This window comes from Caballeronia sp. S22 (assembly GCF_964261745.1).
GTDB lineage: Bacteria > Pseudomonadota > Gammaproteobacteria > Burkholderiales > Burkholderiaceae > Caballeronia > Caballeronia jiangsuensis.
The window spans coordinates 467,490-487,582 of record NZ_OZ180037.1; the positions used below are offsets into that span (position 1 = coordinate 467,490).

The 20,093-nt window shown below is 61.8% G+C and carries 20 protein-coding genes; 6 read left to right on the forward strand and 14 right to left on the reverse strand.

Going from position 1 to position 20,093, the window contains the following annotated elements; genetic code table 11:
- Positions 1-6 precede the first annotated feature (6 nt).
- Positions 7-1,154, forward strand: a protein-coding gene (locus ACEN42_RS25815; protein ID WP_371884778.1) for an IS3 family transposase whose coding sequence is annotated in 2 segments (ribosomal slippage) — positions 7-256 and positions 256-1,154 — 1,149 coding nt in all. Because the reading frame shifts where the segments join, the coding sequence is not laid out codon by codon here.
- Positions 1,155-1,410: 256 nt separating this feature from the next.
- On the opposite strand, the gene ACEN42_RS25820 is transcribed toward ACEN42_RS25815, so the two are convergent.
- The 4 genes from ACEN42_RS25820 to ACEN42_RS25835 form a co-directional block, all read right to left on the reverse strand.
- Positions 1,411-1,899 (reverse strand): hypothetical protein, encoded by a 489-nt coding sequence (locus tag ACEN42_RS25820; protein ID WP_371882818.1) that lies wholly within the window; start codon positions 1,897-1,899, stop codon positions 1,411-1,413.
- A gap of 14 nt (positions 1,900-1,913) precedes the next feature.
- Entirely contained in the window at positions 1,914-3,437 is a 1,524-nt protein-coding gene (locus ACEN42_RS25825; RefSeq protein ID WP_371882817.1) for an IS66 family transposase, read from the reverse strand.
- A 63-nt stretch (positions 3,438-3,500) separates the two neighbouring features.
- Positions 3,501-3,797 (reverse strand): IS66 family insertion sequence element accessory protein TnpB, encoded by a 297-nt coding sequence (gene tnpB, locus ACEN42_RS25830; RefSeq protein ID WP_371882816.1) that lies wholly within the window; start codon positions 3,795-3,797, stop codon positions 3,501-3,503.
- A gap of 44 nt (positions 3,798-3,841) precedes the next feature.
- A complete protein-coding gene (locus tag ACEN42_RS25835) occupies positions 3,842-4,261 on the reverse strand; it encodes an IS66 family insertion sequence element accessory protein TnpA (protein ID WP_371882815.1) in 420 nt (139 codons plus the stop codon).
- A gap of 252 nt (positions 4,262-4,513) precedes the next feature.
- Between ACEN42_RS25835 and ACEN42_RS25840 the strand changes: the two genes are divergently transcribed.
- From ACEN42_RS25840 to ACEN42_RS25860, 5 genes are all read left to right on the forward strand, one after another.
- Positions 4,514-5,119, forward strand: a complete 606-nt coding sequence (locus ACEN42_RS25840; protein ID WP_371884779.1) for a DUF3304 domain-containing protein — start codon at positions 4,514-4,516, stop codon at positions 5,117-5,119.
- Positions 5,120-5,263: 144 nt separating this feature from the next.
- Positions 5,264-5,851, forward strand: coding sequence for a DUF3304 domain-containing protein (locus ACEN42_RS25845; protein ID WP_371884780.1), 588 nt, complete (start codon positions 5,264-5,266; stop codon positions 5,849-5,851).
- The gene (locus ACEN42_RS25850; protein ID WP_371884781.1) at positions 5,848-8,070 is read left to right on the forward strand and encodes a phospholipase effector Tle1 domain-containing protein; all 2,223 of its coding nucleotides are present in this window, start codon (positions 5,848-5,850) and stop codon (positions 8,068-8,070) included. Before ACEN42_RS25845 ends, ACEN42_RS25850 begins: the two co-directional genes overlap by 4 nt.
- Positions 8,067-8,960 carry a DUF4123 domain-containing protein gene (locus ACEN42_RS25855; RefSeq protein ID WP_371884782.1) on the forward strand — a complete coding sequence of 298 codons (894 nt, stop codon included), beginning with the start codon at positions 8,067-8,069 and terminating at the stop codon, positions 8,958-8,960. Before ACEN42_RS25850 ends, ACEN42_RS25855 begins: the two co-directional genes overlap by 4 nt.
- Before the next feature lie 31 nt (positions 8,961-8,991).
- Positions 8,992-9,273: a PAAR domain-containing protein gene (locus ACEN42_RS25860; protein WP_238295543.1), complete on the forward strand. Its 282-nt coding sequence runs from the start codon at positions 8,992-8,994 to the stop codon at positions 9,271-9,273.
- A 129-nt stretch (positions 9,274-9,402) separates the two neighbouring features.
- Here the strand turns inward: ACEN42_RS25860 and ACEN42_RS25865 are convergent, their stop codons facing one another.
- The 10 genes from ACEN42_RS25865 to ACEN42_RS25910 are packed head-to-tail and all read right to left on the reverse strand — an operon-like array spanning position 9,403 to position 20,077.
- Positions 9,403-10,821, reverse strand: coding sequence for an MFS transporter (locus ACEN42_RS25865; protein ID WP_371885073.1), 1,419 nt, complete (start codon positions 10,819-10,821; stop codon positions 9,403-9,405).
- Positions 10,822-10,849: 28 nt separating this feature from the next.
- Positions 10,850-12,067, reverse strand: coding sequence for an NAD(P)/FAD-dependent oxidoreductase (locus tag ACEN42_RS25870; protein WP_371884783.1), 1,218 nt, complete (start codon positions 12,065-12,067; stop codon positions 10,850-10,852).
- Complete coding sequence (locus tag ACEN42_RS25875; RefSeq protein ID WP_371884784.1) at positions 12,060-13,025, reverse strand: VOC family protein; 966 nt, start codon at positions 13,023-13,025, stop codon at positions 12,060-12,062. Before ACEN42_RS25875 ends, ACEN42_RS25870 begins: the two co-directional genes overlap by 8 nt.
- A 10-nt stretch (positions 13,026-13,035) precedes the next feature.
- Entirely contained in the window at positions 13,036-14,526 is a 1,491-nt protein-coding gene (locus tag ACEN42_RS25880; RefSeq protein WP_371884785.1) for an aldehyde dehydrogenase, read from the reverse strand.
- 15 nt (positions 14,527-14,541) lie between these two features.
- A complete protein-coding gene (locus tag ACEN42_RS25885) occupies positions 14,542-15,366 on the reverse strand; it encodes an aspartate dehydrogenase (RefSeq protein ID WP_371884786.1) in 825 nt (274 codons plus the stop codon).
- Positions 15,359-17,026 carry a thiamine pyrophosphate-binding protein gene (locus tag ACEN42_RS25890; RefSeq protein ID WP_238218074.1) on the reverse strand — a complete coding sequence of 556 codons (1,668 nt, stop codon included), beginning with the start codon at positions 17,024-17,026 and terminating at the stop codon, positions 15,359-15,361. The genes ACEN42_RS25885 and ACEN42_RS25890 overlap by 8 nt, the downstream gene beginning before the upstream one ends.
- Positions 17,019-17,828, reverse strand: coding sequence for an SDR family oxidoreductase (locus ACEN42_RS25895; RefSeq protein WP_371884787.1), 810 nt, complete (start codon positions 17,826-17,828; stop codon positions 17,019-17,021). Before ACEN42_RS25895 ends, ACEN42_RS25890 begins: the two co-directional genes overlap by 8 nt.
- On the reverse strand, positions 17,825-18,685 hold the full coding sequence (locus ACEN42_RS25900; RefSeq protein WP_371884788.1) for an IclR family transcriptional regulator: 861 nt from the start codon (positions 18,683-18,685) through the stop codon (positions 17,825-17,827). The genes ACEN42_RS25895 and ACEN42_RS25900 overlap by 4 nt, the downstream gene beginning before the upstream one ends.
- Positions 18,682-19,542, reverse strand: coding sequence for an alpha/beta fold hydrolase (locus ACEN42_RS25905; RefSeq protein ID WP_371884789.1), 861 nt, complete (start codon positions 19,540-19,542; stop codon positions 18,682-18,684). Before ACEN42_RS25905 ends, ACEN42_RS25900 begins: the two co-directional genes overlap by 4 nt.
- 7 nt (positions 19,543-19,549) lie before the next feature.
- Positions 19,550-20,077 (reverse strand): cupin domain-containing protein, encoded by a 528-nt coding sequence (locus ACEN42_RS25910; protein WP_035500207.1) that lies wholly within the window; start codon positions 20,075-20,077, stop codon positions 19,550-19,552.
- Positions 20,078-20,093: the final 16 nt, after the last annotated feature.

Sequence of the window (20,093 nt, forward strand, 5' to 3'; positions counted from 1 at the left end):
TGTCAAATGGGCAGAAGAGAATTTTCAGAGGAATTCAAGCGCGAGGCAGTGGCGCTTGTGCTGGAGCAGGGCTACACGGTGACGAAGGCGGCGAAGGCGCTGGGCATTGGAGGGACGGCGTTGCGGCGCTGGATCGGCAATCGCCGGCCGGTTGCGGGTGCACCGGTGAGCGCAGCCGAGGGCGGCAGCGCTGAACAGCTAAGGGTTCGAGCACTTGAGAAACGAGTGGCGGAGCTCGAACGGGAGCGCGACATTCTAAAAAAATCCACGGCCTTCTTTGTCAAGGAACTGGACCGCGATTCGAAGTGATCCGGCAGGCAGAGAAGGCATATCCGACAGCGACGCTGTGTCGTGTAGTCGGCGTGGCGCGCAGCACTTACTACGCATGGAAGGCACGGCAGGGCAAGGCACGTCCGGTACGTACGGGGCTGGTGCGCGAGGTGCAGGCGATTCATGCGCAGATGCGGCAAAGCTATGGCAGTCGGCGCATATCGCAGGAAATGAAGCGTCGGGGCCATGCGGTGGGACGCGAGCGTGCGCGTCGCCTCATGCGCGAAGGCGGTGTGCAGGCGCGGGTACGTCGCACGCATCGTTATGTGAAGCGCACGCAAGCATCGGCGATTGCGCAAAACCGGCTCGATCGGGCATTCACCGTGACGGTTCCAAACCGGTTCTGGGCGGGCGACGTGACGTATATCTGGACGCAGCAGGGCTGGATGTATCTGGCTGTGGTGATCGATCTGTATTCCCGGCGTGTAGTCGGCTGGGCGACCTCGGGTTCCTGTGACACGTTCTTGGTGATTGGCGCGTTACAGGTCGCACTTCAAACGCGGCGTACCGAACCGGGATTGATGTTCCACTCGGACCAAGGAAGCAACTATGCGAGTTTGACGTTCCAGCAGTTTCTTAAGGAGCACGAGATCGTGCAGAGCATGAGCCGCAGAGGAAACTGTTGGGACAACGCCGTCGTCGAGCGCTTCTTCTGTACGCTCAAAGGAGAATGCATCGGCGAGCACGCATACCGTGATCACGCCGAGGCTCGCGCCGATGTGCTGACTTACATCTTGATGTACTACAACCAGGAACGCTTGCACTCGGCCGCGCGTCACATGCCGCCGGCCGATTTCGAGGATTTAAAGGTGGAAACTGCGTAATCGGTGTCCAAGAATACTGAACCACTACAAACGTCCAGATAGCTCAATACGACGGCAATCATACGGCAGGAGCTTGGTTGATATTTCTACCTGATGATCGTGTGCGCTTGATGATTGTTGACGGAACTAAAGGCGGCAACGATCCAGACAAACGCCCACCTGATGACGATCCGCTGATCGTGAAAGCAACTCTCGACGAAGAATGGAATCGGTTGTATCGTATCCGTCAGCGCATCCCGTGTTGACAGGGCTTCAATCAAATATCGAGGATTTTCCGTAATAGACCGTACGAGACGCGCCAGTGTCCTTCGGAGTCTGTCACGGCGATCGACGCCGTTTTGGCGTTCAGCCTGACGACGGTGCCGACACGCTCGTTTAGATGCTTGTCGGTGAATCCCACGGTGTCGCCGATGAAGAACTCTTCGGGACGCGGGCGCGGTGGCGGCGCTTCCTTTTGAATTGGGGCTGCGGTGGCATCGAGGAGAATCGCCGCATACGACACTGCCCATCGGCGTCGAGTCACGTTGTCCTGTACGACCGCTTGCGTATGTCGCAGCTCGGTGATAGTGCCTTCCGAAGGGGGTCCCAACGGATTGTCACCGATGTATCTGACGGTCATGCCGATGTGCAGTCGTTGACGGACTTCGAGAATGCGTCGGGGGTCATCGAGCATTTTGCCGATGGTCAGATAGAGGCGATACAACTCGGCGCTGGGCGCCTGCCGAAGGGAATCCAGAATGTCCATAAATGTCGGGGTAGCTAGCGGGCAAGCGGCAGCAGTTCGTGCACGCGATTGACGGAATACGACGGCAACTTCTCCAGTGTTTCCTTCAGCCATGCATACGGTTCGAAACCGTTTAAGCGAGCCGTGCCAAGCAACGAATACATGGTGGCCGTCGCACGAGCGCCTCGCGGCGAGCCCGCGAAGGTCCAGTTGACTCTTCCAAGAGCAATCGGCCGGATTTGCCGTTCCAACGCGTTGTTGTCCGGTAACAGAACACCGCTCTCAGTGTAGCGAATCAGCGCTTGCCAATGACGTAGCGCGTAGCCAAACGCTTTGGCGAGCGGTGCCTGAGTCGGCAAACCGATGGCGTTGCCTTCCAGCCATTGACGGAACTTCGCCAGTACCGGCAATGCCTCCGCTTGCCGCGCCGCGTATTTGCGGTCAGGGGTCTGATGGTTGATTCGCGACTCAATGGCGTATAGCTGGGCGATCCATTGCAGCGCCTGTGCCGCGAGTCCCGGCTTGCTTTGGGTCTTGGCGATTTCAAAGAACCGACGGCGGCAATGCGCCCAACAACCGACCGCGATGATGTCGCCGGTTTCGTAGAGGGCCTCGTGCCCGCTGTATGCGTCGGCCTGCAAGTAGCCCTTGTAAGTTCGTAGGTAACCCTGCGGATGCGAGCCCGCGCGTGATTCAGCGAACTCGAACACGACCGCCGGAGGGTGATCTACCCAAACGCCGTTCTCCTCGCGTTGGCCCGCACCCAGATAGCCCCATAATCGAGCAGTGCGGGTGGTCTTGCGGCCCTTCTCAAGCAAAGGCAGTGTCGTGTCGTCGACGTGCATGCGCGGCGCCTGCAACTGATGCGCACGCAGCGGTGGCATAAGCGCAGCGAGCAATTCTGCTGCGGCCAGCTTCCATTCGCACAGCGTGGCCCGCGGCAGGTGAATGCCACGGCGCGCATAGCGCATCTCCTGCCGATTCAACGGGAGATGATCGACGTAGGTGTTGACCAGGATGTTCGCGAGCAGACTCGCGCTCGCGTTACTCTTGGGCAGCGGCGAAGGTTGAGCGCTCGCCGTCACGATGGTCGACTCGCCATCCTTCTTCGCTGCATACTTGAAACGGATATGTTCGATGACCGTGAGCCTTGATGGCTCGTAGTGCAGCGTCTCGCTACGCTCTTCGCCGATGCGCTCAAGCGCGTCGAATGCGGCCTTCTGCTCGTCGCTCAAGTCATATTCGATGCGCGTGCGTGGCAAGTCCTTTGGCAACGCGGGGCGTCCCTTCCGGGTGTGCCCCGTGACTTGAACCTTCGCCGGCTCGGGAGGAACGGGAATATCTAAGGCAGCGTCAAACAACTCGGCCTGACCCGCCAGGCGCTCAGAACTCGCGCCGAAGCGTGCGCGATTGAGTTGTGCGATCTGATGCTGAAGGCTCTCCAGTTGCTCCCACAACACGCATGCGAGCCGGTTCTGTTCGAGTGCGAAGGCTTGCAGCGCCTCGAGCTCCAGTGGCAGATCCCCGGCAGTGACGGCGGCGGGCAACATGTCAACCATGATGCCCAACTCTTGCGACGTTTACAAGCGTCGCCAGCCCTGAATTACGCGCGATTCAGGCGCTTACGCAACGCGCGTCACGGCGACGGCGCGATGAGGTTCGCGCGCCGGAATCTCTATACCTTCAAGCCATGCATTGAGCTCTGCGAGCGTGAAACCGCGCTGTGCCAATGCCGCGGGCGATGGAAAATGCCCAAGTTCGAGCCGCTTGTACCAAAGCGCGAAGCCGGTACGGTCCCAATAGAGACACTTCACCTTCTTGCGGTCACGGCCGACGAACACGAACAAGTTGCCTGAACTTGGCTTCTGCGCAAGCAGCGGTTCGACCAGATACGACAGTGTGTCGATCGACTTGCGCATGTCGACCGGCTCGCGGCATATGTAAGCTCGAACGTCAGCGGCGATCAGCACCGTGTACCGCCAAGCTGTCCGAGCACGAAGCGCACAATGCGCTCCGCATGCACGCCGCTCATTTCGATGCGAACGCCGGCGATCGATAAGGTGACGCGATCACGCGTTGACAACGATGACGTATCGGCCGACGCAGTTGATGGTGTCGCCGCAGGCTCACCTTCGAGGCGAGCGACGACAAACGCGGCGTCGGCCGTCACAGCCAGCGGAATCGTTGCAGGCGTCTCGCCCGTAAACTTCTTGCGCCACAACCCGAAAGTGCTGACGGCCAGGCCTTGTTCGCGGCAGAAGCGCCGAGTGCCAACGCCGCTCATCTTCCATGCTGCCACCATCTCTCGCCAGAACGCCTCGCCTTGGCGGGGGCGCCGAGCGCCCGTTCGCACGGCAGTTCTCCCCATCACGTCGTCGTCCATCGCACCACTCCAATCACCACGATGCCGAAACCTTCGCATCGTGCACTCGGACACTCAAGACGGGTTGCGCTGACGGATACGTTGTATCGCAAGAATGGAAACGCACAATGACCGTGGAATGGTTTGATCTCATACCGGAGGACGGCGGCCTTTCGGAACGCATGAACGCATCGCAATGTGGCAAGGTGCTAGCGGAGGTTAGAGAATGAACGGTTCTACTTTAGCGCCATTCTTTTACAGGGACACGAACATATGAAACTCCCAATTCGATTGTTTTGCGGTTTTGCCTTCACGGCAGCGCTCGTGTTACTCGCATCCTGCACCTCCGCGAAGCCGTGGTCGGAAAAGAACCCTCGGGCGCTGAACAGCGGCGACGTCAAGATGCTGAACTACACGCCTTGGTACATCCATACCGCTGAGATTGAGGGGCCGAAAGGATCGGGTATCTCGGGCGGCGGACCTAATGTCATGCCGGTTAAAGAAAACGGGCGCCCCTCCGGCGGCGGCGGCTCAACGTGCTGCATGAGCTACCCCGCCGTATGGCAGCCTGATTTAAGGCTGACGGTGCGCTGGCTGGTCTTTAAGGACGTCAAAAGGCTCGGCGCCAAGGCACCTGGTAATTGGTACAAAGCCGAGAACGTTCGGATAGCGCAATACAACGGCAATCATACAGGGGGTGCTTGGCTGATCTTCCTGCCGGACGATCGAGTGCGTCTGATGGTGGTCGATGGCAACCATGACGGCGGCAACAATGCGAATAATCGCCCCCCCGACGATGACCCGTTGATCGTAAAAGGCATAGTGGACACGGAGTGGAACGAGCGGTTTCCAAATGGCGTAGCGCGAGGACTTCAATAATGAACGTGAAATGGCCTGATCTTATGCCGGAAGGCGGCGGCTTCTCGCAATGCAAGAACTCATCGCAACGTGGCAAGGTGCTAGCGGAGGTTAAAGAATGAACCGTTCTGCTTTAGCGCCATGCTTTTACAGGGATACGAACATATGAAATTCCCGATTCGAATGTTTTGCCGCTTTGCTCTCACGGCAGCGCTCGTGTTACTCGCATCCTGCACCTCTGCGAAGTCGTGGTCAGACAAGGACCGTCGGGCGCTGAACAGCGGCGACGTCAAGATGCTGAACTACACGCCTTGGTACATCCATACCGCTGAGATTGAGGGGCCGAAAGAATCGAATATCTCCGGCGGCGGACCCAATGTCATGCCGGTTAAAGAAAACGGGCGCCCCTCCGGCGGCGGTGGCTCAATGTGCTGCCTGAGTTACCCCGCCGTGTGGCAGCCTGACCTCAGACTGACGGTCCGGTGGCTGGTCGACAAAAAGCAGGACGGCAAGACCTGGGGCTACTGGTACAAAGCGGAGAACGTCCAGATAGCTCAATACGACGGCAGTCATACGGCGGGAGCCTGGTTGATCTTTCTACCTGATGATCGTGTCCGCTTGATGATTGTTGACGGAACTGAAGGCGGCAATGATCCAGACGAGCGCCCGCCTGATGACGATCCGTTGATCGTGAAAGGAACTCTCGATGAAGAATGGAATCGGCTGTATCGTAAGAATGGAAACACACAATGAACGTGAAATGGTCTGATCTCATGCCGGAAGGAGGTCGCCTTTCGGAAAGCAAGAACGCATCGCAACGTGGCAAAGTGCTGGTGGCCGACCCGACTATGTCCTGCCCGCAGACGCTGCACGTGACCTTGTTCTTCGACGGCACCAACAACAATGATGCGGAAGATAACGGTGTTTGGCGGGATTCGAAGGTACAGACGCATACGAATGTGGCACGGCTATTCAATGCGGCCGTTGAAGATCAAGACAGTGGTATTTTCAAAGCATATATTCAGGGTGTCGGTACACCGTTTAAGCAAATCGGTGAGGATGTCTACACGAAAGGCGGAAAGGCACTAGCCGCCGGATTCGATAATCGGTGTGTATGGGGATATACCCGCCTGCTGAATTCAGTATATTCAGCGGTCGTTCCGAGCAGGAAGAAAACGCTAATTGACGACGCCCAAGCGAGAAAGCTGTGCGACGAACACACCACCGTAGTGAGCAGCTTTAAACCTTATCTGCAACGGCTCGACGGGGCGCATCGCCAAGCAGTCGACGAGGGCCGTCGTCCGCAGACAGTTCGGCAGATTTATGTGAACGTGATCGGTTTTTCGCGCGGCGCGGCTGCGGCACGCGCATTCGTGCACAAGCTCATCAACGAATGGGCACCTGATGGCAAGATCGGACCGGGCACGGGCCAGTCTGCCTTGCCGTACACGGTCAATTTCATGGGACTGTTCGACACGGTGGCGGCAGTGGGTTTGCCTGATGCGACCCGAAGCATGTTCAACTTCGGCGCAGCCGGTCACTCTTCGCTTCCTTGGATATTTCAGTTAAATGGCACGGCCTTCGCCGCCAATGGCGCCATGAATATCCCGACGGAGGTCCGCTGCTGCTACCACGCGTTCTCCATCCATGAGCAACGCATGGCCTTTGCGCTCGATTCGATCCGGATGGGGGAGAACTACGGAAGCGGCGATCGCGTTGAGGTGGCCTATCCCGGCGTGCATTCCGATGTCGGCGGCGGATACGGCCCCGGCGAGCAGGGGAAGGCTTGCGGCAGCGATGGTAAAGGCGTCGATGCGCGCAAGCTTAGTCAGATTCCGCTGCATGACATGTATATAGCAGCGCTCGAAGCCGGCGTGCCGCTCAAGGCGGGCGAGGAGATTCTCAAGAATAAAGATCTTGCGGCTGATTTTGATGTCGATCCGACAACGATCAAGACGTTCAACGCATGGCGCCTGGCCGCTCCGCCAATCACGAAGTTTGAAGAGGCTATGCAGTTCGGCATGCGCCAGATGCTCGCGTGGCGCACGATGCGTGCGCAACCGGGAGGCCAGTATGTCACCGAACAGCCCTTTTACCGACGCGCCCAGGAAGACGGATATTCGCCGTTCCAGCTTCAAAATAGGGTAGAGAAAGCACAGAAGACTGATCCACAATCACAAGCGCTGAGCGACCAACTCAGGGAAGCCCAAGCGAAGCAACGTGCGAACGGCGCGAGCGGCAACGTCTATTCGCTGTCTGATGCGCGCGAGTTGTCGGATCAGATCGACGACCTGAAAGTCAAACAAAGGAAACGTACCGAAGAACTGACGGGTGAGATTGCGCATCCCGATCGAAAGCCCGCTGAGCCCGGATCACGGCCCAACACCAGCCGGCCAGGCGAAGCACCATCGGATATGCCCACGAACGACAAGCGAGACCTGCGTCAGGGCGCGGAAGAAATGCAACTGTTGTTGGCGTATCTCGACCCTGCGCAGCGCCCGCGTTGGCATATTGATCCGAGCTTGCCGGTGGATCTGCCGCGCGTGGAGCACGCGGCGCCCTCCGATTCACCCAACGTGAGGATTGTCGAGCGGGGATTGAGAACCGGATTGAATGGCGCGACCAGACTCGTCATATTCGATCCCAATGACGATGTTGTGCTCAAGCCGGTACAAGACGTTCTCCCGTTCATGCGTGAATGTACTTCCGATGCAGCCGTCGACAGATTCGCGTCGCAACCCGATGTGGTCGCGCTGTATGACGACCTCATCCACGACAGCCGTTGCTGGTTCAAGGTGCCCTGGTTCCGCGAGAATGCGCCGGGTGGCTATTTCTGGCCGCGAGTCGTGTTCCAAGGAAACGATGATCGCTCTCATTGGTTGGGCATCGATCCATTGAAGGTGGCCCTCGAGTTGAATCAGGACCACGGTGTCGATGCTACGGCCAACGCCGAGCGGACGGAGATTGCATGATGAGTCAAAGCTCGTCGGTCAGATCAAACCGCGAATCGCGTTCTCGCCTGTACGGCCTCGTGGATGCTGCCGCTCGTCCGGAGCAGATCCATGCGCTGCTCACGCAATCGGGCGAGGCTTTCCGCTCTGTTTATGCGGGGTTGCCTGAAGAGGAAATGGATCGCGCGTCGCTGTTCCTCGTGCCCATTTCCGACACGCGCGCCGACTGGTTCATGGAACTCGATCGGATCGACTTGCACACGCCATGTCTGTCCCTGCTCGAAAGCCGCGTCGATCCGGGTTCGTTAATCACGCATCTTCAGGCGTTTCTCTTCGCCGAAATCGGCGACAACATGACGGCGATGATCCGTTTTTTCGATCCGCGCAATACCAGCGCGGTACTTGACATCTGGGGCAAGCAAATCCGCGAGATGTTCATGGGACCGATCGAGCGGTGGACGGTTCGCGGACGACGCGAGAACTGGCAGCGTATTCAGACTGGTTCGCAGCCAACGGGCCGGATCTGCAATTCGATTCTGGTTCGCCTCGATCAGGCGGAGACGGATGCACTGATGGCGCATACGGAGCCGGACGAGTTGCTGGCGGTGCTGATCGAAAACGAGGCGGTCGACGGCACGCGCCCTTATCTCGAACGCTTCACCGATTTTCTGCCCCGCTATCGCCGAGCTTTGCAATGGGGAATCACGGAGCCGGGTGATCGTCTGCTGTTTTGTCAATACAGCTATCTGTATGGCGCGGCGTTTGATCGCCACAGAAGCGTTCACGAAGCCTTGTTGAAACGAAAGAGCATAGGTGAGGCATTCAGGCTAACCGTTAGCCGAATACCGACGGCTGTCTGGGATGACATTGCCCGCAACCAGGAAAAGCTCCTTGCGGTAACGACCGGATGAAACGTATAACCAATCCACAATGGAATTCGATATGCCCCTGCAAATAATTGTAGTCGGTGACGCCACTTCTCACGGAGGCAAGGTCATTACTGGCTCGGAGACACATACGATCGGCGATAAGCCGATTGCCCGCCTGCATGACCTCGTCGATTGCCCGGAAAAGTATCCGGACGGTCGCCCGCATGGACTCAACAAGATCATTGAAGCGGATCCAAGCTTCATCATCGGTGATCGGCCCGTTGCTTTACACGGACATCGTACAGAATGTGGATGCACACTTATTGGAAGTGTGTCAGCAGCCGTGGGCGACTGACGCGTCTGGAAAACGACCGATTCTTCAAGTTCTACATCGATCTGCTGACGCGCCCCGTCCCCGTGAAATTCCAATAACGCCAAAAGTTCAGACCCGGCGGTGCAACCCGCCGGGCCTGCAAAGAAAGCATCAAACTTCAAGCTGCTCCAGCACCTTCCCCTTCGTCTCGATGCCCATGTAATGCACCGCGACGGCCGCAACCAGCGGCACCACTGCCAGCGCATAAAACGCGACATTCATATTCCCGCCCATCAACGTCTTGCCGACGAGCGCCGGCGCGAAGATCGCGGCGATCTTGAGCCATGCGCCGCCGAGGCCGCATCCGAACGCGCGGATGCTCGTCGGATAAAGCTCCGGCGTATAGACATAAGCGGTGATGAACCCGCACGCCATGAAGCCGAGCGCGAGCGCGCAGAACGTCGCGACCACATACACCGACTGCGTGACGAACACGCCCGCACATACCAGCGACACCGCGCACAACACGAACGACCAGTTGATGACCGGCTTGCGCCCGACCTTGTCGACGATCAGCGCGCACGTCAGCGAGCCGATCACGCCGAGCACGGACGCCGCCACCGCCAGATTCAGCGCGAGTTGCAACGGCGCGTGATAGACGGTCTTGTAGATCGTCGGCAGCCACGTCGAGAGGCCGTACTGAATCACGCCGCACGTCATCCACAGAAGCGCGACCGCGATCGTGCGCTTCAGATACGCCGGGCCGATCAGGTCGAGGCGGCGGCGCTTCGGATGACGCGTCGCCATCGCTTCGAACTCGGCGAGATTGCCGATCGGCGGCAGCGGTTGTTTGACGGTGGCTTCGAACGCGTTAAGCGCGTCGCCGGCTTCGCGCATGCGGCCGCGTTCGCCGAGCCAGCGCGGCGATTCCGGCACCAGCGTGCGCAGCAGGAAGAACAGCAGGAGCGGCACGCCGCCGATGAAGTACATCACTTCCCAGCCGAAGCGCGGCACGATCCACGCGCCGAGCGCGTTCGATGCGAGCAGGCCGATCGGAAACACGATCTCATAGAGCAGCACGAAACGGCCGCGTCCATGCGCACGCGTGATCTCGTTGATGTACGTCGCCGCAACCGGCAACTCGCCGCCGAGCCCGAGCCCCTGCACGATCCGCAATGCGACGAACACCGCGAACGAAGGCGCGAAACCGCACGCGATGCTCGTCAGGCCGATGATGCCCGAGCTCCACGCGATGGACCGCACGCGCCCATAGCGCTCCGCGAGCGACGGGAACAGGAACGCGCCGATCAGTTGCCCGATCGAGCCCGACGCGATCAGAAAGCCGACCTGCCCCGGCGTAAGCCCCCATTTCTGGATGAGCAGCGGCAGCGTCGCCGCGATGACGATGACATCGAAGCCATCGAAGAACGTCGCCGCGCCGATCAGGATACGCGCGCGCACCTGCATCGCGTTGGCGGGCAGCCGCTCGATGCGCGCGATGATCGATCCCTTCGTGACCGCGTGAGCGGCAGTGGCCGCGTCGGCGACTGTCGTGGCGGTGCCGCCGTGTTGAACGGCCGTATTGCCCATGCTCCTCATGCCTGCTCCCGTCTGTGTGTTATGCGAGTGCTTTCGCGGTGTCCGCGAGCGCCGCGATATCGACCGCGCGCCCCTGACTCATCCATTTCTTCGCGACCTTAAGATCGCGCGTCGCGTTGATCGCGATGACGCCGCGCAATGCATCGCCCTCGAAGAAGAACAGCGACGCGCGACGCGCTTCCAGATCGCCGCGCACGACCGGCTCCGCGCCCGCCGGAATGTCGCCGAGAATCTGCAGGTTCACGTCGTATTGATCCGACCAGAACCACGGAATCTCGGCATACGGCGTGCGCACGCCAAGCACCGCGCGCGCCGTCGCGATCGCCTGGTTCTGCGCGTTCGCCCACGATTCGAGGCGCACGCGGCGCTTCAACCACGCGTTCGGATGATTGGCGACGTCGCCGCACGCGAACACGTGCGCATCGTTCGTCGCTCCGAATTCATCGACGACGATGCCATCGTTCACGTCGATGCCCGCGCGTTCCGCGATCGCCGTATGCGGCGCGAGGCCGATGCCCGCGACCGCGAAATCGGCATCGACCGTGGTGCCGTCGGCGAGTTGCGCGCGCACGCCATTGCCGAAGTCTTCGAGCGAAACGAGCGACGCATTCAGCCGCACATCGACGCCGTTATCGCGATGCAGTTTCAGCAGAAAATCGGACACGCTTTCGGGCACCGAACGTCCGCACAAACGCGGCGCGCCTTCGATCACCGTCACATCGACGCCGAGCTTCTTCGCGGTCGCCGCGACTTCGAGGCCGATCCATCCGCCGCCGATCACGACGAGCCGCTTGCTATGACTCTCGCGCAGACGCTTGCCGATGAGCATCGCGTCGTCGAGCGTGCGCAGATAGGCGAGATGCGAGGTCTTCACGAGCGACTCCGGCAGACGCCGCGCCGCGCCGCCCGTCGCGATGACGAGGCGGTCGTAGTGCACTTCGCGTCCGCTTGCGGTGCGCACGATGCGCGCGTCGCGATCGATCGATGCCGCGCATTCCGGCTGCCACGCTTCGACGTTCAGCTCGGCGAACGCGTCGTGATCGACGATTCGCACGGTGTCGATATCCGCGTCGCCCGCGAGCACGGCCTTCGACAGCGGCGGGCGCTCGTAGGGAAGATGAATCTCGTCGGCGATCATCACGAGGCGGCCATCGAAACCTTCCTTGCGCAGCGTCTTCACGATCCAGCCCGCCGCCTGTCCGCCACCGATCACCACGACCGTTTGAAGATCAGCCATTTTTGCGCTCCGTCATGAACTTGCCTTCCGGCGCCTTCGTATCTTTCTGGCGGCGCGTGTTACCGTCGAGACCGCCATCGACGGCCCATTCCGCGAACACGGTCGGGCCGGGCTCGAAATCGCGCGGCTGCCATTCGGGCGTGAGCACGTCTTCATCGGCGTAATACTCGATGAGTCCGCCCGCCGGATTCTTGAAGTACCAGAAGTACGCCGACGAAACCGGATGACGTCCCGGCCCGAGCTGGGTCGTCCAGCCGCAGCGGCTGATGTGCAGACCGCCGCCGAATACTTCGTGGATATCGCGCACGGTGAACGCGACGTGATTCAGGCCGCGCTTGCCGTCGGGCAATTGCAAAAGGAACAGGTCGTGATGGCCGCCGTGCGGCGCGCAGCGCATGAACGCGCCGCGGCCCGGATATCGATCCGACGTCTCGAAGCCGAGCAGCTCGTGATAGAACTTCTCCTGCTCCGCGACGCAGTTCGTGAAGAACACGACGTGTCCCACTTCCACCGGCTCCGCGCGCTCGTACACGGGACTCGGCGTATCGACGCGCAAGGTTTGTCCCCACACGTTCGAGGGCGAGCCTTTCACGTCGATGTCGCGCTTCTTGGTGACTTCGACGCGTATCGCCATGCCGTTCGGATCGATGCAGCCGACCGCGTCATCCGTTTCGACGTGACCGGGCTGGCCCGCGAAGCGTCCGCGCAGTGCGTCGAGTTCTTCGCGCGTCGCGACGGCCCACGTGACTTCGCGCAGCGTCGGACCGCCTTCGAAGGCGGGCGGAAGCGCGGGATCGTCGGAAAGCGCGAGCAGCACTTCGCAGCCGTTCAGGGTTTCGAAACGCGCGCGCGTTTCGTCGTGCGCGACTTCCTTCAGGCCCCAGTCGGCGAAAAAGCGCCGGCAGGTGTCGAGGTCCGTCACGCCGTATGTGATTCGTTCAATGCCGAGAATCGTCATGGCAACTCCTTCAGTTCGCCCACGGCAGCGGGGCATCGTTCAAGCCCCAGTACAGGCTCTTCTGCTGCATGTATTCGCGCAGGCCCAGACGGCCTTTTTCGCGTCCCATGCCGCTGTCTTTCCAGCCGCCGAAAGGCGTCGAAATCGAAAACTGCTTGTAGGTGTTGATCCAGACCGTGCCGGTGTTCAATGCACGCGACATCTTCCACGCGCGCTTGTAGTCCCGCGTCCAGATGCCCGCAGCGAGGCCGAACACGCTGTCGTTCGCCTGTTCGAGCAGCGCGGCTTCGTCGTCGAAGGGCAAGGCGGCGAGCACCGGTCCGAAGATTTCTTCCTGACACATGCGCGCATCGTTGCTAAGACCTTCGATGATCGTCGGCAGATAGAAGAAGCCTTTCTCGCGGCCGTCGCCCGTGGGACGTTCGCCGCCGCACAGGAGCGTGCCGCCTTCTTCGAGACCGAGCGCGACGAAGCGTTCGATGCTTTCGCGATGCTGCCCCGTGATGAGCGGGCCCATCTGCGTGTTCTCGCGCGTCGGGTCGCCGACGCGCAGCTTCCTCGCGCCATCCACGAGCCGCGCCATGAATTCGCCATACACCTTGCGCTCGACAAAGAGCCGCGAACCCGCGATGCAAGATTCACCCGACGAACTGAAGATGCCGTAAAGCACGCCGTTCACCGCGTGATCGAGATCGGCATCGGCGTAGACGATGGTCGGCGACTTGCCGCCGAGTTCGAGCGATACTGGCATCAGCTTCTCGGCCGCCAGCCGCGCGATGCCGCGACCGACTTCCGTGCCGCCCGTGAACGCGACTTTCTTCACGAGCGGATGCCGTACGAGCGCATCGCCGATCACGGAACCTTTGCCTGGCAACACGCTGACGACGCCCTTCGGCACGCCCGCTTCCTCGCAGATGCGCGCAAGTGCGAGCGATGCGAGCGGCGTCACTTCGGCCGGCTTCAGCACGACGGCGTTGCCGGCGGCGAGCGCGGGCGCGAGCTTCTGCGCGTCGGAAGCAATCGGCGAATTCCACGGCGTGATCGCCGCGATGACGCCGAGCGGCTCGTGCACGCTCATCGTCAGATAGTCGCCGCGCGAGGGCGTGAGTTCTTCTTCGAGCGTTTCGAGGCACGACGCGAAGTAGCGGAACGTGCTCGCCGCACTCGTGACGAGCGCGCGCGTTTCGCTGATCGGCTTGCCGTTGTCGCGGCGCTGCAATTGCGCGAGCGCTTCGTGGCGCGCTTCGATCAGGCTCGCGATGCGATGCAGAACGGCTGCCCGCTGATGCGGCTTCAATCCGGCCCAGTCGGCCTTTCTATAAGCGCGATCCGCGATCTCGACGGCTTCGCGCGCATCGTCGGCGTTCGCCGTGCTGATTTCCGCGTTGACGCTCTGATCGGCGGGATAGATGCTCGCGTACTGATTGCCGCGTCCTTGGCGCCATTCGCCGCCGATATAGATATCGCCGGACGTCACGAGCGAAGTGTCGGGATGATTCATCGTTCAAAAACTCCTTCAGATGACGCAGCGCGCGGCGCGATTGCGCAACGCACGGATCGCGCTGAACGCGGTGAGCGCGGATGTCTTGGGATTCGACGGCAGCGGCTTGCCGCACATTTCGAGCGACATCTCGCCGAACGCGCCGCGCGCGACGATGCGATGCACGTTGCGCTCGACAGCCGGATCGGCGATCAGCCGCACGCGCGTGCCGTCGAGCCCGAGCCCGGCCAGCGCGATGGTCGCCGCGACGTTCGCGTTCTTCGGATAGAGCCGCGCGGCATCGCGTGCGGTCCCTTCGAAAATGACCTTCTCGGCTGTCAGCGACCTCAGATCGCACACGCTTTCGGCGGGCGTGCCGAGCCAGCCGAGCGGCGGCTTGCGGCCCGTGTACTGCACGTCGTCGAGACCGCCTTCCTTCGCTGCCGCGAGCGCATCGACGCCGCCGATCGCGCCCGACAGCAGCGTGATCGTGGCCGCGCCTTCGTCGGCAGCGCGGGAGAGCGCATCGAGCAGGCCGGCTTCGGACAGCGCGCCGATCGATGCGACCGCGCAGTCCGTGCCCGACTTCAAGAGCGGCACGACGTGATCGACGAGCGCCGCGTGTCCCGCGCATTCGAGCGCGAACTCGGGATGGCTCGCGAGCGCATCGACGTGCGACACGACATCGACGTGATCGCCGAGCACCGAGCGCACGTGATCGCGGTCGTGCTCCGGCACGATGACATGCGAGATGCGCACGAGCGGATCGTTATCGAGCGCCTGGAACACCGCCCTGCCGATAGCGCCGAAGCCGATCATCGCGATATCGATCGCGTGCTGTGCGTGACGAGGATCACGCATATTCCGGCTCCTTCGGCTCTTCCTTCTTCACCGGCGGGCCGGCGAACGCGGTCGCGAACGAGCCGACCGACAGCATGTCCACTTCGACGAGCACGGGACCGTCGATGGCGAGTCCTTCGCGCACGATGTCATCGGCCTGATCGAGCGACGTGATGCGGCGATGCGCGAGGCCGAGGCTTGCGCAGAACTGCGCGAAATCCGGCTGATGCAGATCGACGAACATGCGGCGTCCACCGTACTGCGCGTCCTGAATGTTGCGGATGACGCCATAGCATTGATCGTTCATCAGCACGATCATCACGTTCGCCTTTTCCTGCACGGCCGTGGCGAGTTCGCCGACATTGACCATCAAACCGCCATCGCCGACGAGCGCGACGGTCTTCTTCGCCGCGCCCGAGAGCGCCGCGCCGATCGCCATCTGCATGCCCTGGCCGATACCGCCGCCGAGCGCATGCACGCCCGCGCGCGGATTGAAAATCTTCAGCAGGCGATTGCCCCACGTGCTGTTCGAGATCGTCACGTCGCGGACCCAGTTGTAATCGCGGCCGACCGCGCGTTGCAGCGAATCGACGAGGCGCTTGTACGGTCCCAGTCCCTTCGATACCTCCGCGACCGCCGTTTCACGCGCGGCGGCGAGATCGCCTGCGAACGCCGGATCGATACGGATGCGGCCTTCGAGCAACGTCGCGAGTTCGTCGAGCACGCGCGATGCGTCGCCATGCACGAACAGTTCGTTGCGATAGCCACGGCTGTCGGCGAGCGCATCGGCGTCGATGCGATAGAGCGGTTGCGGCAGCGCGAGCTTGTACTTCAGCGTTTCGTTGCCGCGCAGACGCGAGCCGACGACGACGAGCGCATCGCACGTCTTGTAGAACGCTTCGACCGACGGATGCACGTTGAACGCGCCGAGCGTCGCCGGATGATCTTCCGGCAGCACGCCGCGTCCCTGCACGCTCGTCACGACGCCGAAGCCGAGCTTCACCAGCCGCTCGACCGCGCTCTTCGCATGACGCGTGCCGCCGCCGAGCCACAGCAGCGGGCGCTTGGCGTTCGTGAGCGCATCGGCGAGTTGCTTCACGCGCAGGCTGTCGTGCGTGAGGGCGCCGACGTGCGGCGCGGCCAGATCGGCGGGCCATTCGATTTCAGCGGCCTGGATGTCGATCGGAATCTCGACGCTCACCGGACCCGCGGGCGCGGTCAGCGCGACGCGCACGGCTTCGCGGATCGTCGGCAATGCGGTCTCGACCGTGCGCACGCGGAACGCGGCCTTCGAGATCGATTGCAGCATCGACAACTGATCGGGCGCTTCGTGGATATACGCGAGGTCCTGATCGAGATATTCGGTTTCGATCTGCCCCGTGACATGCAGCAGCGCCGTGCCCGCGGTCAGGGCCTCGACCATCGCGCCCGCCGCGTTGCCGGCGGCGGTGCCCGTTGACGTGAACGCGACGCCCAGTTCGCCCGAGACACGCGCGAGGCCATCGGCCATGTTCAGCGCGCCCGCTTCGCCGCGTGCGCCGACATAGCGGATATTGCCGCGGCGGCCGATCGCATCGAGGATCGGCATGTTGTGAATCGAGATCACGCCGAACGCCGTGCGCACACCGCATTGTTCGAGGAACGCGGCGATCAGTTCGCCGACCGTGGTTTTCTTAGACATGACGAGCAAAGCCTCCGGAAACATCGATATGGCTGCCGGTCGTGTACGACGACAGCGTTGTTGCGAGATAAAAGAGCGCCTGCGCCGCTTCTTCGGGAAGCCCGAAGCGGCCGAGCGGAATGTTCTTCTTGCGCGCGAGTTCGCCGGTCCATTGCTGCCAGCTTTGACGCGGCTCTTGCGCCTGTTGGAAATAGTCCTGATAACGCCGCTTCCACTGCCCCGATTCGACGATGCCGATCAGAATCGAATTCACGCGGATGCGTTGCGGCGCGAGTTCCGTCGCGAGCGATTTCACGAGGCTCAGCACGCCTGCTCGCGCCGACGAAGTCGCGACCATGTGCGGCTCGGGCTGCAACGCGAGCAGCGAATTCACGCAGACGATCGCGGGCGAGGGCGCGTCTTTCAGCAGCGGCAGAAAGGCGCGCGTCGGGCGGATGATGCTGAAGTACTTCAGCTCCAGTTCGTCGCGCCAGGCGTCGTCGGTCGTATCGGCGAAGGTGGACACGCGGCCTTGTCCCGCGTTGTTCACCAGCATGTCGACGCGGCCGAAGCGTTCCTCGATGCGTGACGCGAAGGCGTTCACCTGGTTCTCATCGAGCACGTCGCAACGTGACGCGAGCAATTGCGCTTGCGGAAATTCCTTGGCGAGCGCGGCTTGTGCGGCTTCGAGCCGTTCGCCGTCGCGTCCGCAAATGGCCACCGACGCGCCCGCCTGCAAGAACAGGCGCGCCGTCGCGTAGCCGATGCCCGACGAACCGCCGGTCACGACCGCGACCTGCCCTGAAAGATCGATCTGAATCATTGCAACCCCAGAGACTTCATGTATCGGCTCGACGCTGAAGCGCGCGCGGCCGGACGATAGTTGAGACGCATCGAGAGCGCATCGGCGGCTTCGCGAACCTTGTCGATGAGGCCGCTGCCGAGCAATGCGGCATCGATTTCCGGACGCGGGATCGTCGTCGTGATGACGGCGACGATGCGCCCCGTGTCGTTGCGAACCGGCGCGGTGACGACCGAAATGCCGCGCTCGAACGACGATTGGCTTGTCGCGTAGCCGCGTTCGGCGTCTTCTTTCACGCGCTCGAACAGTTCCTCCACGGTCTCGGGCGTCGACTTCGTGAAGCGCTCCAGATGCTGTTCCGGATAAAGCACGCGCAATTCGTCGATCGACAGATCGCCCATCAGAACGTGACCGTGCGTCGTCGCGTGCGCGGGCAGGCGCGTGCCGACGTTCACCTTCACCGAGCTGAAGATCGGCGTGTGACTCTGCGCCTTCGCGACGAACACGACATCGCGGCCATCGCGAATCAGGATGTGGCTCGTGAGACCGGTCGCATCGCGCAACGCCTCGATGATCGGCAGGCCGAGATCGGTCAGTTCGAGCGAGCTCAGGTATTCGAAGCCGAGGCGCAAAACGGCCACGCCCAGGCGATAGTTGCGGTCCTTGTCGGCGCGCTCCAGAAAGCCGAGCGATTCGAGCGTTTGCAGCAGCCGGAAAACCGTCGTGCGCGGAATGCCGAGGCGTCGCGACAGTTCCGGCGCGCCGAGCACGGGTTCGCGCGGCGAGAACTCGGTGAGAATCTTCAGTCCGCGCTCGAGTCCCGGCACGATGTAAGTCGGTTCGCCCTTGTCGGCGTCTTCGGTGGCGATGGATGTCATTGCGGTACTCCGTCTTTCATGTGACATTCGATGCCCTGGCAAAACGAATCGATCAGCGCCGTATAGGCGGCGGGTGATTCGACATAACCCGCGTGTCCGGCACGCGGCATGACTTGCAGGCTGACGTGCGCGGCCTGCGCGATGGGCGCGCACGCGGCGGGCGGCGTGATCGCGTCTTCCGCGCCGACCGCCACCGCGATGCGCCCATGAAAACGCGCGATATCCGCCGCGAGGTCCGCGTTCGCGAGCAGATGCGTCGCTTGTGCGTAGCCTTCGGGGACGATGCGCGCCATGTTCCAGCGGACCCATTCGCGCGCGGTGTCATCGGCGTATTGCGAAACCATGTTCCCGCTGCGCTCGCGTGCGAGTCCTTGCGGACCGAGCTCGTTCAGCATCTTTAGACGCGCATCGCGTTTCGATTCGCGCAGTTGCTTCGATGCAGCGCCGTAGCCCGCGGCGGGCGATATCAGCAGCAAGCCCGCGACACGCTCCGGCGCGCTTGCGGCAAACGAGCCCGCGACGATCGCGCCGAGCGAATGACCGACGAGCACGCAACGCGTGATGTTGAGCGCATCGAGCCACGCGCGCAGCGCATTCGCATAGTCGGAAGCAACCGGCGATTCATTCGCCACGCGAGTGGACACGCCATAACCCGGCGCATCCCACGCGAGCACGCGACGCTTCGTGCCGAGCACGTCGAGTTGCCGAACCCACGACGCCGCGCCCGACCCGATCCCGTGCAGCAACACGACGGGCAGCGTGTGCAGATGCGACACACCCGCCTCGCGATAAGCCGTGATGCCGTGCGCGGTATCGATGTGCATGTCCGGAAAGCGCGCGAGCGTCTCGTTGTTCATCGCAGCCTCAGCGCTTGAGCTTCGCCAGGGGCGAATCCGGCGGATACGTCGGCGTGATCGGCTTCGATGCGCCGAGCATCACGCACATCAGCGCGTCTTCCTCGCCGATGTTGATCTCCGTGCGATACACGCCCGGCGGCACCGAAATGAGATCGCGCTCGCCGAGCACGGCTTCCCACGTCTGTCCGTCCTTCTCGCACACCACCTTCATCTTTCCGCGCAGCACGAAGAAAATCTCTTCGACGTCGATATGAATATGGCTCGGCCCGATGTTGCCGGCGGGAATGACCATCGTCGAAAACGTGAAGCTTCCCGAGGGGACCGTGTTCATGTCCTTCGCGACGCCCGTGCCGCCCGTGCCCACATAGCGCATCTGCGCGCGGCGATACTTCGGGTCGTAATCGGCCTGGAACTTGAGCGCGTCCCAGTCGTAGCGGCGCGTTTCGAGGCGCGCGACGCGCGAGTCCATCCATTGCTCGAAGCTCGCGTCGGCGGGCTGATCCCACGATTTGCGTTCGATGTCTGCATCGGCCATTGCTTTCTCCAGGTTC